This window comes from Polaromonas sp. P1_F1 (assembly GCF_056405795.1).
The window spans coordinates 454,374-468,438 of the sequence record NZ_JBFUBJ010000003.1 but is presented as its reverse complement, the minus strand read 5'-3'; the positions used below and the strand labels follow the sequence as shown (position 1 = coordinate 468,438).

Annotated in this window: 7 protein-coding genes; 5 read left to right on the top strand and 2 right to left on the bottom strand. The window is 66.1% G+C overall.

Translation table 11 applies throughout. The features are described 5' to 3' along the window. Positions 1 to 7 precede the first annotated feature (7 nt). The 3 genes from AC1DZE_RS11510 to AC1DZE_RS11500 are packed head-to-tail and all read left to right on the top strand — an operon-like array spanning position 8 to position 3,429. Positions 8 to 1,189, top strand: coding sequence for a CaiB/BaiF CoA transferase family protein (locus AC1DZE_RS11510; protein WP_477670000.1), 1,182 nt, complete (start codon positions 8 to 10; stop codon positions 1,187 to 1,189). Beyond that, positions 1,186 to 2,037, top strand: coding sequence for an HpcH/HpaI aldolase/citrate lyase family protein (locus AC1DZE_RS11505; RefSeq protein WP_477700049.1), 852 nt, complete (start codon positions 1,186 to 1,188; stop codon positions 2,035 to 2,037). The genes AC1DZE_RS11510 and AC1DZE_RS11505 overlap by 4 nt, the downstream gene beginning before the upstream one ends. Before the next feature lie 15 nt (positions 2,038 to 2,052). Then, a complete protein-coding gene (locus AC1DZE_RS11500; RefSeq protein ID WP_477700048.1) occupies positions 2,053 to 3,429 on the top strand; it encodes a class-II fumarase/aspartase family protein in 1,377 nt (458 codons plus the stop codon). A gap of 59 nt (positions 3,430 to 3,488) precedes the next feature. Here the strand turns inward: AC1DZE_RS11500 and AC1DZE_RS11495 are convergent, their stop codons facing one another. Together AC1DZE_RS11495 and AC1DZE_RS11490 are read right to left on the bottom strand one after the other, a co-directional pair. Further along, a complete protein-coding gene (locus tag AC1DZE_RS11495) occupies positions 3,489 to 5,354 on the bottom strand; it encodes a sensor histidine kinase (RefSeq protein WP_477700047.1) in 1,866 nt (621 codons plus the stop codon). Further along, the gene (locus tag AC1DZE_RS11490) at positions 5,355 to 5,999 is read right to left on the bottom strand and encodes a response regulator (RefSeq protein WP_477673388.1); all 645 of its coding nucleotides are present in this window, start codon (positions 5,997 to 5,999) and stop codon (positions 5,355 to 5,357) included. Positions 6,000 to 6,144: 145 nt separating this feature from the next. Here AC1DZE_RS11490 and AC1DZE_RS11485 point away from each other — a divergent pair, with 145 nt between their 5' ends. Together AC1DZE_RS11485 and AC1DZE_RS11480 are read left to right on the top strand one after the other, a co-directional pair. After that, on the top strand, positions 6,145 to 7,890 hold the full coding sequence (locus AC1DZE_RS11485; protein ID WP_477673387.1) for a ShlB/FhaC/HecB family hemolysin secretion/activation protein: 1,746 nt from the start codon (positions 6,145 to 6,147) through the stop codon (positions 7,888 to 7,890). A gap of 105 nt (positions 7,891 to 7,995) precedes the next feature. Then, positions 7,996 to 14,037 carry a YDG domain-containing protein gene (locus tag AC1DZE_RS11480; protein WP_477700046.1) on the top strand — a complete coding sequence of 2,014 codons (6,042 nt, stop codon included), beginning with the start codon at positions 7,996 to 7,998 and terminating at the stop codon, positions 14,035 to 14,037. The last annotated feature ends 28 nt before the right edge of the window (positions 14,038 to 14,065 follow it).

Below are 14,065 nucleotides of genomic sequence, written 5' to 3'. Positions count from 1 at the left end.
AGACGCCATGCAACCACTCAAGGGCATCACCGTCGTCACGCTCGAACACGCCATCGCGGCGCCTTTCGCCACACGGCAGCTGGCCGACATGGGTGCGCGGGTCATCAAGGTTGAACGCCCCGGTGTGGGCGATTTCGCGCGGGCCTACGACAGTCGCGTGCGGGGCCTTGCATCGCATTTCGTCTGGACCAACCGCTCCAAGGAAAGCCTGACGCTGGACGTCAAGCACGAGGAGGCGCAGAAGATCCTCATGCGCCTGATCATTGAAGAGGCCGACGTCGTGGTGCAAAACCTCGCGCCGGGCGCTGCAGCACGGCTCGGCCTGTCGTACGAAGCGTTGGCCAAGCGCAAGCCCGGCATCATCGTGTGCGACATCTCGGGGTATGGCGACGACGGCCCTTACCGCGACAAAAAAGCCTATGACCTGCTGATCCAGAGCGAGGCCGGTTTCGTCTCGGTAACCGGTACGCCCGACACACCGTCCAAGGCCGGTCCATCCATCGCCGACATCGCTGCCGGCATGTATGCGTACACCAACATCCTGGGCGCGCTCATGCACCGTCGGCAGACCGGTGAGGGTCAGCGCATCGACATCTCGATGCTCGAGTCGCTGTCGGAGTGGATGAGCTACCCGCTCTATTACGCCTTTGAAGGCGCGGCGCCGCCCCCGCGAACGGGTGCCAGCCACGCGACCATTTACCCCTATGGCCCGTTTCTGGCCGGTGACGGCAAGACCGTGATGATGGGCTTGCAGAACGAACGCGAGTGGAAGGTGTTTTGCGAAAAAGTGCTGCTGCGGCCCGCGCTTGCCAGTGACCCGCGTTTCGCCGGCAATGCACAGCGCAGCGCCGCCCGGAGCGAACTCTCGTCAATCATCGTTGAAGCCTTCAGCACCCTGACCGCCGCGCAAGTTGTCGAGCGGCTGGAAACCGCCGGTATCGCTAACGCGCAAGTCAACACCATGAGCGAGCTGTGGAAACATCCGCAACTCCAAGCGCGCGCGCGCTGGCGTGAAATCGATACACCGGCGGGCACCGTGCCCGCCATGCTGCCGCCCGGTTCCTGGCAACATGGCGCCCCGCGCATGGACGCCGTGCCCGCGCTGGGCCAACACACCGACGCGATCCTGAACCACTTCGGCTACGGCACCGAACAGATTGCCCAGCTGCGCGCGGAAGGCGCTGTATGAGCATGTCACCCGTCGTGCCGCTGAGCTACCTGTTCGTGCCGGGCAACGTGCCGGAGCGATTCGCGAAGGCGCTGGCCTCGGGTGCGGACCGCGTCATCATCGACCTGGAAGACGCAGTCTCGCCCTCGGACAAGGCTGCCGCGCGCGAAGCCATCGCAGCGTGGATACCCTCCGCCAACGAGGAGATTCGCGGCAAGCTGCTGATCCGTATCAACGACGCGAGCACGGGCTGGTACGCAGACGATCTGCAGCTCCTGCGGCAGGTTCGGGCAGTCTGCGTCATGCTTCCGAAATGCGAAAACAGACGGCAGGTGGCTGACGTTCTTGGTTCGCTCGATGCAGGTACCACCGTGTTGCCGCTGGTCGAAACAGCGCGTGGCCTGCTGGCCGCCTTCGACCTTGCCACTGCACCGGGCATCGCACGCCTGGCCTTCGGTTCGCTCGACTACATGGCCGACCTTGATCTTCCCGCCGACAGCCCGGCCCTGCAGCACGCCGCGATTCAGTTGGCTATTGCTTCACGCGCCGCGGGTCTGCCTTCGCCCGTGGCCGGGGTCACGCCAGACATCGACGCGGACCGCGTTGCCGCCGACATGGTGCAGGCACGCAGCCTCGGCTTCGGTGCCAAGATGTGCATACACCCCGTGCAGGTTGCCGCAGTGCATCGAGCGCTGCGGCCTGACGCCGAAGTGCTGGCTTGGGCACAACGCATCCTGAGCGCCTCGCGCGCAGCCGGCGGCGGCGCTATCCAGCTCGACGGGAAGATGGTCGATCGCCCGGTTGTCCTCAAAGCCGAGCGCATCGTGGCCCTGGCCGCACGCACCCCTGATTTTTCACAAGATACATAACCCAACGGAGAAGCTATGTCCGCAACCATCATCGACTCAAAAATTTTCGGCGACATGTTCAGTGATGCCGCCATGCGGCATGTCTGGTCGGACGAGAACCGCACCGCCAAATACCTGGACATCGAGCGCGCGCTCGCCAAGGTTCAGGGCGCCCTCGGCATCATTCCCAACGAGGCGGCTGAAGAGATCGTGAAGAACTGCGAGCCCAGCCAGATCGACTGGGTCAAGCTCAAGGCCAAGACCGAGCAGATCGGCTACCCGATCATCGCCGTGGTCAACCAGATCAACGCGCATTGCAAGGATGGCCTGGGCGAATACTGCCACTGGGGCGCCACCACGCAGGACATCACCGACACGGCCGCCGTGCTGCAGATACGCGAGGGCCTCGCACTGGTCGAGGCCGACCTCGCGGACATCTCGGCCTCGCTCGCCAAACTGGCGCGCGACCACCGCGACACGCCGATCATCGGCCGCAGCAACCTGCAGCAGGCGACGCCCATCACCTTCGGCTACAAGATGGCCAGCATCCTCGCAGGTATCGAGCGCCACCGCGAGCGCCTCACGCAGCTCAAGCCGCGTGTGCTGGTCGGTGAATTCGGCGGCGCGTCGGGCACGCTGTCCTCGCTTGAAAAAGGCGCGATGGAAACCCAGGCTGGCCTCATGAAGGAACTCGGCCTCGGGCAGCCCCTGATTTCGTGGCACACCGTGCGCGACAACTTCGCCGAAGTTGGCGCCTTCCTCGGCATCGTCGGTGGCTCGCTCGGCAAGATCGCGATGGATGTGAAGCTGCTGATGCAGACCGAAGTCGCCGAAGTGTTTGAGCCTTTCGCGCCCGGCCGGGGCTCCTCGTCAACCATGCCGCAAAAGCGCAACCCCATCTCCTGCCTCTACATCCACGCCAACATCTCCGTGGTGCGCCAGCTGGCCGCATCGCTGATGGACGCGATGGTCGCCGACCATGAACGCTCCACCGGCCCCTGGGAAATCGAATGGGTGGCGATGCCCGAGATTTTCTGCCTGATCTCGGGCGCGCTCAAGCAGACGAAGTTCATCCTCGCGGGCCTCGAAGTCGATGCCGCGCAGATGCGCCGCAACATCGACATGACCCACGGCCTCGTGATGTCGGAGGCCGTGATGATGGGCCTGGGCCCTTACATCGGTCGCGAATACGCGCATGACCTGGTCTACGACATCTGCCGTGACGCCCTCCAGCAAAAGCGGCCGCTGATCGATTTGCTGGCGGAGCACCCGGAGATCAAGAAGCACGTGACACGCGAACAGCTGGCCTCGTTCTGCGATCCGATGAATAACCTGGGCCAGGCAGGCGTGATGGTCGACCGCGTGCTGGCATCGGTCAAGGCGCCGGACTCGCAGCCCACAAGAGTGTCATAAGAAGAGGGCGGCTCAAGCTTCGTACCAAAGTTTTGTGTATGCGGTTGAAGGGTGCCGTCTCAACGTCTTAACGGAAGCTCCAGCGTCACGCAGGTTCCATGTGTGCCACTGGAAATGCGGACCTGGCCCGCCAGTTTTTGTGCGCGCATTCGCATCGCGGCCAGGCCGCGTTGGGTCTTGCCGGGTGCGGGAACGGCGTGCGTGTCGAAGCCGCAGCCGTCATCTGTGACGGACAGTTCCACGGTGCTGGCGGTGTCACGTGCGCGAACGGTGATGGTTCTGGCCGCGCCATGGCGCACTGCATTGTTGATGGCCTCCTGGAGCGTGCGCAGGATGGAAAGGCCTGTCTCGGGTGTCAGGTAGTCCATCTCCGGCAACGGCCCCACTTGCCACTGCAAACCAACCCCGATGGCGTTGAGCCGCGGCTCCAGCCGATAACGCAGGTTGGCCAACAGGGGCAGCAGGTCGCTTTCCTCAAGGTCCAGCGAATCGATGATGAGCCGCATGTCTTCCAGGGAGTCCTCAATCACGCGCGCGACTTCCTCTCGCGGCACCTCGTCGCGGCGGGTCATCCGCAGCGCGGTGATCAGCTGGCTGCCCATGCCGTCGTGCAGGTCGTGCAGCAGCCGGGTACGCTCGGCGGCGATCACGGCCTGGCGCTCCTCGGCCTTGCGGCGGTCAAATTCCGCGCGCATTTCTTCCAGGGCCTGCCCGTGCGCTGTGCTGACGCCGGCGACGGCAAGGTTGATCTCTTCCTCGGCGCTGGCCCGGTGCAGCGCCAGGCCCTCGAGCGTGCGCGCGACCAGGGTGGCCAGCACCAGCAGCGCGGCCACCGGGGCCATGAAGAAGCTGTCGAAGGCGTTCAGGTCGGCAGGAATGGCCAGGTCCTGCAGCACAGCGGCCCACCAGAGGACCAGCGTCACGGCCAGGAACAGCTCGTTGCGCCGGCGTGTGCGCCAAGCCCTGTGAACCTGGGCCAGCACCACGGCGATGGTCAGGGCGAAATACGGCCAGTGCAGCACGGCCGCGACGTTGGGCCGCATGTCGCCCTTCAGGTAGGCGGCGACGCCCGCTGCGAAAGACAGCGCGATGACCCCGTAGAGCACTTTGAGGTAGCGCTTCCAGGGCGGGCTGGTCCAGTGGCTGTACTCCAGCAGCAGCATGATCATGAGCGTGTTGGACACCAGGGTGCTGGCCAGCGCGAACAGCAGGGATTCGGGGCCGGGCGGCCCGGCTTCAGGCGCGAGCATCACCAGTGCCCGCGGCATCCAGCTCAGGCACAGCAGCACGAACAGCAGGTGGATGTAGCGGCGCGTCTTGAACCACAGCGGGATGGCGCCGAACAGGCAGATCGGCACCGCGAACATCAGCATCGTGGGGGCGATGCTTTGCAGGAAACGGCGCACCTGGAAGGCCGGCCCTACGGCCGCAGTGGTTCCCAGGCTCATGCGCGAAAGTCCGCCGCGGGTGTCGGCGCTGCCGCTGACGCGCACCTGCAGCAGGTTGCCCGAGGGCTTGAGTACGTGGCCTCCGAGGGGCACCCACAGCGCGCGGTTGCGGGTAAATCCATTGCCCGTGCCAAGGTCCAGCCGTTCGCCGTTGAGCCAGAACTCGCCCAGGTCAGCCACACGCGGCACGACGAGCACAAGTTCATGCTCCGGGCCGGTAGCGCCGGCGGCCTTCAGAGGGGCGTCGAGCGCGATCGAATACCAGGCGACGCCGTCAAAACCAGGGCGGCTGCGGCGCCAGTTGTCGGGCAGCGTGACGGGCGAAGCCTTGCTGAAATCGACTTCGGCGGGGCGCCCTGCGTCTTCAGTGATGACCACCGCCCGTTCCAGGGTGGCCGCCGTGGCGCTCCAGGACGGCGCCGCCAGCATCAGCGTGGCGCAGGCGCATAGCGCGGCCCATATGCCCTGCAATCGCATTCAGATCAGTCCCCGGGCACGCGCCTGGTTCACGGCTTCGACGCGCGAGTGCACGGCCAGCTTGCCGTAAATGCTCTTGATATGGGCGGCCACGGTAGACGGCGCGACGTCGAGGTGCCGCGCTGTTTCGGGCACCGAAAGGCCTTGCGAGATGGCCGTCAGCACGTCTTTTTCGCGAGGGGTCAGCGGCTCCATCAGCCAGCGCTGTGCCTCTGTCCGTGGTGCGGCGAAGCTGCGCAGGAGATAGCGCGCCACCTGCGGCGAAAGCGGGGCTGCGCCTTCGCTCACGGCGCGGATCGCACGGCCGAATTCCGCGGTCGGTGTGTCTTTGAGCAGGTAGCCGTGGGCACCCGCCTGCAGGGCGCGCACCACGTGGGCCTCGTCACCGAAGATGGTCACCACCAGGATGCTGGTGTGGCGCGAGCGGCGGGCCAGGTCCGCGATCAGTTCGGTGCCGTCGCCGTCGGGCAGGCCCAAATCAATCAGTGCAACGTCCGGCTGGGCAAATGAAAAGCTGCGCCGTGCCTCAGCGCAGGAACCCACCGCCTCCAGCAGCCTGAGGCCAACATCTTCACGCACCATGCGCGCGAATTCCTCGCGAATTGGTGTGTCGTCTTCCACCAGGGTCACGGTCAGGATGGACATGGATGCGCTTGATTCTTTCAGTTGTTGTTGGGGCTGACGCCGCCGTGAATCTTAGCGGGTGCGCCTATTTGACCGCAAAAAAATTCGGACCGTCTCCCCGAATCAGGGGAGGCGATTGCCTTCCCGGCCCGACACCATACGCGGCATGCAAACCACTACCCGATCCACGACAGGCGCTTCGCTGCCGCTGCGTCAGGGCTTTTACGCCTCTCCCTGGCCCGTGCGCCGCGCCGCGGCGCTGTTGTGCGGAGCCGCGTGCCTGGCCGGGCTGGAGCCTGCAGCGGCGGCCAGCCCTCCCGATGCCGGCAATGTGTTGCAGCAACTCAGGCCTGCGGCTCCCGTGCCTCGCGAAGATGCGCCGGCTGTGCTGCCTGCAGCACCGGCCGCGGCATCCCCGATGCCACAGGCATCACCGGAGGATGCTGCAATCCAGGTGCGGGTGGCGCAGATAAAAATTTCGGGGGCCACCGCTTTTTCTGAAGCAGACCTGCTCACGGTGGTGCAGGACGCCATCGGCCGTGAGCTTGACTTCGCCGGTCTCGAGGAACTGGCGGTGCGCCTGAGCCGCTTTTATCGCCAGCACGGCTATACGGTGGCGCGCGCCTACCTGCCCCAGCAGGACATCCAGGATGGTGTGGTGAAAATCGCCGTCGTGGAGGGCCGTTATGGCGCCATCACCGTGAAGCCTCAGGGCGAGTTGCCCGCGCCGCTGCCACTGGCCGCGCTGGTGCCGGGCGAGCTGGTGAACGACGCAGCACTGGAGCGTTCGCTGCTGCTGGCAGCCGACGTGCCCGGCATCGCGGTGCGCTCGACCCTGCAGCCCGGCGCGTCGGTGGGCACCAGCGAACTGGTGGTGGACGTTGAGCGGGGGCCGGCTGTCACGGGCTTGCTGGAGGCCGACAATTTCGGCAGCCGCGCCACCGGCCGCGAACGGGTAGGCGCCAGCCTGTACTTCAACAACCCGGCCGGCCTGGGCGACCTGGTGTCCCTGCGCGCATTGACCGCCGGGAGCGATATGAACTACGCGCGCCTGGGGTGGCAGTTACCGGTGGGCGGCAACGGCACGCGCGCGGGCGCTGCCGTCTCGGTGATGAGGTACCGCCTGGGCGGGGAGTTTGCAAACCTGGACGCACACGGCGACGCCTCCATAGCCACCCTGTTCGCCGCGCACCCGGTGCTGCGCTCACGCCTGCACAACCTGAACGCGCAAGTCAGTGCCGAGCACAAGCGCCTGCGCGACCGCATCGACCTCGTCGGTTCTGCCGATGACAAGCATCTGAACCTGCTCAATCTTGGCCTTTCCGGTGATGCACGCGACGGCTGGGTTGGCGGTGGCGTCTGGGGGTTTTCGGCCACTTATACGCGCGGCCAGCTGGCCATTAACAGTGCCGACGCATTGGCCATCGACGAGGCCACCGTGCGCAGCGCCGGCAGCTTCGGCAAGCTGGGCCTGCTGGCCATGCGCCAGCAAAGCGTCGGCAAGGCCAACTTGCTGGTCTCCTATACCGGCCAGTGGCCCAGCAAGAACCTGGACTCGTCCGAAAAGCTGCCGCTTGGCGGCGCTGGCGCCGTGCGCGCCTACCCGCAGGGCGAAGCGCCGTCAGACCGCGCCAGCCTGCTGACGCTGGAACTGCAATACCCGCTGGGCGCCGGCTGGCAGCTGGTCGGCTTTTACGACGCGGCCGTTGGCTACGGCAATGAGCAGCCGTTGCCCGGCGTTGGCGCGTCAAACCGGCGAAGCCTGTCGGGTGCCGGTCTGGGCCTGAACTGGGCGCATGCCGACGGCTGGAGCGCACGCTTCTTTTACGCACGCAAGCTGCACGGCGGCCCGGCCACCGCCGAGCCGGATCGCAGCAGCCGGCTGTGGCTGCAGGTGTCCAGGAGTTTTTGAGTGGCCAACGCACCGCCTGTTTCACGCTACATATTTGATAGCTGCTTGCGCACGTCCTGAAAGGGCTGCAGCCCGATTTGATTCACAACCGAAGGAAAAACCGCCATGAACCACACCTACCGCGTCATCTGGAACGAAGCCGGTGCCTGCTTTGAAGCCGTGGCCGAAACAGCCAGCGGCAAGGGCAAACGCAGCCTGGGCAAGCGTGAACGCAAGCTCCGCGCGTTGGCCCTTGCCGCCGGCTTGGCAGCGGCGCAGGCGCTGGCCGCTCCCACGGGTGGCCAGGTCAGCGCGGGCCAGGGTGGCATCACGCAAAGCGGCAACACCACCACCATCACCCAGACCACACCCAAACTTGCCATCAACTGGCAGAGCTTCGGCGTTGCCGGCAACGAGAGCGTCAATTTCGTGCAGCCCGGATCGAATGCCGTTGCACTCAATCGCGTGCTGGGCACTGAGGCCAGCCAGATCCTGGGCCGGCTCAATGCCAACGGCCAGGTCTTCCTGCTCAACCCCAACGGCGTGTTGTTCGGCCAGAGCGCGCAGGTCAGCGTGGGCGGGCTGGTGGCCTCGACGCTGGGCATGAGCGATACCGACTTCATGGCCGGGCGTTATGTGTTGCGCGCCAGTGGCAGTGGCGCCAGCGTGCGCAACGAAGGCACGATACGTGCCGCCGACGGCGGCAGCATCGCGCTGATTGGCGGCCAGGTCAGCAACACCGGCACGCTGGTGGCCAACCTGGGTACGGTGGCCCTGGCCGCCGGCAAGCAGGTCACGCTCGACTTCGCAGGAGACGGCCTGCTTAAACTCGCGGTGGACGAAGGCGCGGTCAATGCGCTCGCGCACAACGGCGGGCTGATACAGGCAGACGGCGGCACGGCCTTGCTCACCGCGAAAGCGGCCGACGCGCTGGCCGGCACCGTGGTCAACAACACCGGCGTCATTCAGGCGCGCACACTCGAAAGCCGCGGCGGCGTCATCAAACTGCTGGGCGGCTTTGACGGTGGCACGGTGCAGGTGGGCGGCACGCTGGATGCGTCCGCACCCAGTGGCGGCAACGGCGGCTTTATCGACACCTCGGGCGCGCATGTCAAGGTGGCTGAAGGCTCACACGTCAGCACGCGCGCCGCGCAGGGCAAGACCGGCACCTGGCTGATTGACCCCGCGGACTTCACCATCGCCGCGAGCGGCGGCGACATCAGCGGCGCCACGCTGTCCGCCAATCTGGCCAACAGCGACGTCACCATCCTGTCAAGCAGCGGCAGCAACGCGGCGGGCAACGGCGACATCCACGTCAACGACAACGTGAACTGGAACGCCAACACACTGACGCTAACCGCTGCGCGCGACATCAACATCCGCGCCGTGATGGACGCGACCGGCAGCTCGGCCCTGGTCATGAACACAGGCACCGCCAACGGCGCCGATGCAGGTGTGGCCGGAGGCAAGGTCAAGGTGCCGGTGGACCCGCTCACAGGATTCGCCGGCCGCGTGAACTTCGACCGGGCGGGCACGGGTTTTCTCACCATCAACGGCGAGGGCTACATCGTCATCAACACCCTTGGCACCGAAGGCTCCACCACGGGCCTGCAGTCCATCAACCTCGACGGCGGCCTGCGCTACGCGCTGGGCGCAGACATCGACGCCAGCGCGACCGCGGGCTGGAACGGCAACAAGGGTGCCTCGCCGCTGACGGGGCTGGGCGGCGTGATGGACGGTCTGGGCCACGCCATCAGCAACCTGAAGCTCTGGGTGCCGACGAGCATGACGGGCCTGTTCTCGGTGATCGGCGGAACGGTCAGGAACCTGGACCTCGTCAACGTGACGGGCAATGCTTTTACGGGTGCAGGCGCACTGGCCAGCGACGCCAACAATGCCACGCTGCACAACCTGCGTGCCTCAGGCACGCTGGCAGGTCCCGGGTCGAGCGTCGGTGGACTGGTGGGCTTCATGAATGGGGGAACCTTGCAGGATGCGCACGCCCAGGTGGCCATCAACATGACCAGCAGCGGTGACATGGTGATTGGCGGCCTGGTGGGCGAGGCCATCAACGGGGCCACGCTGCGTGACGTGTCGGCCTCCGGCGCGGTCAACGGGGGCAACAACTACGACTATGTGGGCGGGCTGGTGGGCCGCCTCAGCGGCGGCGCCACCGTGCAGAATGCGCGGGCTTCGGGCGCGGTCACGGGCCGCGCCCACGTGGGCGGGCTGCTGGGCGCGAACGGCAACGCCGACGCGCTCACCGCGGGTACCACCCTGACCAACGTCAGCGCCAGCGGCACCGTCAACGGCATCGGCAGGCTCGGCGGCCAGGGCGTGAACGGAGCGGCCCGCGACGTGGGTGGCCTGGTGGGCTGGAATTTCGGCAATATCTCCCAGGCGAGCGCGACCGGAGCGGTGGTGGCTGACGGCGGCGCGACCACCACCTATACCGGGGTTGGCGGCCTCGTCGGCCAGAACTACTCGGGGGACATCACCAATTCGTATGCCACCGGCTCCGTCACGGCCACGGGACTCACCGGTGTCACGCAGTACGTCGGCGGGCTGGTCGGCCACAGTACCGGAGCGCTGGCTAACGTCTATGCGACCGGCAACGTGAGCGCCACCGGGGACTACACCGGTGGCCTGGTGGGACGCAACACCGGTGCGGTGACGGACGCGCGCTCCGACGCCGTGACCGTGCAGGGACCCGGCAATTACACCGGCGGACTGATCGGCGACCACAGCGGCGGCGCCATCCAGAACGCCCGCGCCACCGCGAACGTCACCAGCCAGCGGCAGTACAGTGGCGGGCTGATCGGCAGATCGACGGGAGCCGACCTCAGCAACGTCACAGCCACCGGCTCCGTCACCAACACAGGCAACGCCGTGGGCAATGCCGGCGCGAACGTCGGCGGCCTGGTGGGGCGGGTCGCCGGCGGGACGATCGACCAGGGGGAAGCGACGGGTGACGTGAGCGGCTATTCATTTGTTGGCGGCCTGGTCGGCAACTTCGAAGGGACCTCGCTGACGCGGTCGAGTTCGACCGGCGCGGTCGCGGGCGACAGCCTCGTCTCCGGCGCGAACGTCGGCGGCCTGGCGGGGTACGCCGGCGGCACGGTCTCCGACGTCCGGGCCACCGGCAACGTCACGGGCCGCAGGTCGGTCGGGGGCCTGATCGGCAACGCCGACGCACAGCTTTCCAACGCGGTGGCGACCGGCAACGTGCAAGGCCTCACGAACGTCGGCGGACTGCTCGGGCAAACCATGGGCGTCATCAGCAACGTGCACGCCGAAGGCTCCGTGCGGGCGACCGACACGGGCAACAGCGATGTCGGCGGCCTGATCGGATCGGCTGAGGCGACGCTCAGCAATGCCTACGCCACCGGCCGGGTGGAGGGTGCCGGCAGCCGGGTGGGCGGCCTGATAGGGCATAGCGTCAACACCGGGGGTGTTCCCACCTCGAACGTCTATGCCACGGGAGAGGTGGTCGGTGCCGGCGGCGTGGGCGGCCTGGTCGGGGTCACCGACGCTGCCAGCGTGATTCGCGGCGCCTACGCGTCGGGGGCCGTCACCGGCACCGGCACCGCGGTGGGCGGCCTGATCGGCAGCAACAGCGGCGCGCTCAGCGATGCCTATGCGAGCGGCAGCGTGAGCGGTGGCAGCCAGGTCGGCGGCTTGATCGGCGATGTGGTGGCCGGCACGGTGGACAAGACCTACGCCACCGGCGCCGTCAGCGGCACCAGCGCCCTGGGCGGGCTGGCCGGCTCGGCCTCCGGCACGGTCACCAACAGCTACTGGGACACCGCCACCACGGGGCAGGCTACCAGCGCTGCCGGCACCGGCCGCACGACCGCGCAGATGCGCCAGCAGGCCACCTTTGCCGGATGGGACGTGGGTGCCACAGGCGGCACGTCCACCGTTTGGCGCATCTACGAAGGCATGACCAGCCCGCTGCTGCGCAATTTTCTGGTGGCGCAAAACGTGGCCAATGTGAACACGGTTTACAACGCGGCGACGCAGGCCGGCAGCGTGGTGGCGCCCTCGGGCACGCGCACCGGCACTGCCGCCAGTGGCCGCAACGTCGGCACCTACACCGCGTTTTCCGACCAGCAGGGGCTGGATATTGTGGGCGGCCTGCTGACTATTACGCCGGCCGCGCTCACCGTGAGCGGCGTGACGGCGAGCGACAAGGTCTACGACGGCAACACTATCGCCGCGTTGAATACCGGCGCGGCTACGCTGTCTGGCGTGCTCGGCAGCGATAACGTTGCCGTCAATTTGAGCAGCGCTACCGGCAACTTTGCCGATAAAAATGTAGGCAATGCCAAAGCAGTAACAGTAAGCGGGGTGGGCTTGTTGTCTGGCACTGATGCGGGCAACTACAGCGTGAGCAGCCCGACCGCGGTGGTCGCCAACATCACGCCTAAAACCTTGACGGTCAGCGGCCTTACTGCAGACAACAAGGTGTACGACGGCAACACCACCGCCACGCTGAACACTGGTGCGGCGGCGCTGGCGGGAATGGTAAGCGGCGACGCTGTGACGCTCGGCCTGAGCGGAGTGACGGGCAGCTTCGCCGATAAAAATGTTGGCAATGCCAAGGCGGTAAACCTGAGCGGGAGCGGCTTGCTGTCTGGCGCCGACGCCGCTAACTACAGCGTCAGCAATCCGGTCGGGCTGGTGGCCAGCATCACGCCCAAAGCACTGACCGTCAGCGGCATCACGGCCAGCGATAAGGTCTACGATGGCAACACTGCCGCTATCGTCAATAGCAGCGGAGCCAACTATGCAGGACTAGTGAGCGGCGATGTACTCAGCGTTAGTGCTACCGGGACTTTCGCCGACAAGAATGTAGCCAACGGCAAAACTGTCACGCTCGTTAGCAGTTATGGCGGTGCCGATGTTGGCAACTACAGCATCACCGATCAAGCAGCGACCACGGCCAGCATCACGCCGAAAGCACTTACGGTCAGCGGCATTACGGCCAGCGATAAAGTTTATGACGGCAGCACCGCCGCTACCGTCAACACCAGCGGCGCAAGCTACGCCGGCCTGATCGCCAACGACGATCTCGCGGTCACTGCCACTGGCGGATTTGCCGACAAAAACGTAGCCAATGGCAAAACCGTGACGCTCGCCAGCAGCTACATGGGCACCGACGTCGGCAACTACACCATCACCGGCCAGGCTACGACGACGGCGAACATCACACCCAAGGCCTTGACGGTCAGCGGCATCACGGCTGCTGACAAGGTCTACGACGGCAACGCGACCGCTACCGTCAACGTGGCTGGTGCAAGCTACGCTGGCCTGATCACCAACGACGATCTCGCGGTAACTGCCACAGGCGCTTTCGCCGACAAACATGTGGGCAGCGGGAAAGCCGTCGCCCTCAGCAGCAGCTACACAGGCGCCGACGTGGGTAACTACACCATCACCGGTCAGGCGGCGGCCACGGCCAGCATCACCCCGGCCGCGCTGACTGTGACCGCGCAGGCCGACAACCGTGTTTACGACGGCACCACCGCGTCGGCAGCAGCGTCCGTGGTCACCGGCGCGCTGTACGACACAGTTGCCAGCGCAGCCACGCAGACCTTCGACAACAAAAATGCCGGCAGCGGCAAGACGCTGACTGCCGCCGGACTGGTCATGAACGACGGTAATGGCGGCAACAACTACAGCGTCAGCTATGCCGCGAACAACAGCGGTGTCATTACGCCAGCGTCACTTTCGGTGATCGCCGATAACCAGGCCAAACAGGTCTATACGCCCGACCCTTTGCTGACTTACCGCACCGGGCCGTTTGCGGCCGGCGACAGCGCGGCCTCTGTACTGAGCGGTGCGTTGCAGCGCGTGGCGGGCGAGCAGCCTGGCAATTACGCGATCAACCAGGGTTTGCTGGCAGCCAATGGCAACTACACGATCAACTACACGCCCGGCACCTTGTTGATCACGGCCGGACTACTGCCTGGTCAGGCTGCAGGGTCGACCGGCGGCTCACCCTACCAGCAGGCAAAAGCGCAAACGCCGCTGCCAGCGCCTGAGTTCAGGCCGCTTTCTGCGTGTATCCCGCTGGCGGGTCGTGGCAACTGTGCCGGTGAACTGCCGCTAACGATTGTGGATGAGGGCATGCGCATGCCGGCGCTTGCTCAAAGCACCAACTGAAGGACTTTATTCATGCAACCCAGCTGAC

Excerpts from the sequence above, each read along its gene's own strand:
- AC1DZE_RS11510 (WP_477670000.1), top strand. The coding sequence starts at position 8 with ATGCAACCACTCAAGGGCATCACCGTCGTCACGCTCGAACACGCCATC.
- AC1DZE_RS11505 (WP_477700049.1), top strand. The coding sequence starts at position 1,186 with ATGAGCATGTCACCCGTCGTGCCGCTGAGCTACCTGTTCGTGCCGGGC.
- AC1DZE_RS11500 (WP_477700048.1), top strand. The coding sequence starts at position 2,053 with ATGTCCGCAACCATCATCGACTCAAAAATTTTCGGCGACATGTTCAGT.
- AC1DZE_RS11495 (WP_477700047.1), bottom strand. The coding sequence starts at position 5,354 with ATGCGATTGCAGGGCATATGGGCCGCGCTATGCGCCTGCGCCACGCTG.
- AC1DZE_RS11490 (WP_477673388.1), bottom strand. The coding sequence starts at position 5,999 with ATGTCCATCCTGACCGTGACCCTGGTGGAAGACGACACACCAATTCGC.
- AC1DZE_RS11485 (WP_477673387.1), top strand. The coding sequence starts at position 6,145 with ATGCAAACCACTACCCGATCCACGACAGGCGCTTCGCTGCCGCTGCGT.
- AC1DZE_RS11480 (WP_477700046.1), top strand. The coding sequence starts at position 7,996 with ATGAACCACACCTACCGCGTCATCTGGAACGAAGCCGGTGCCTGCTTT.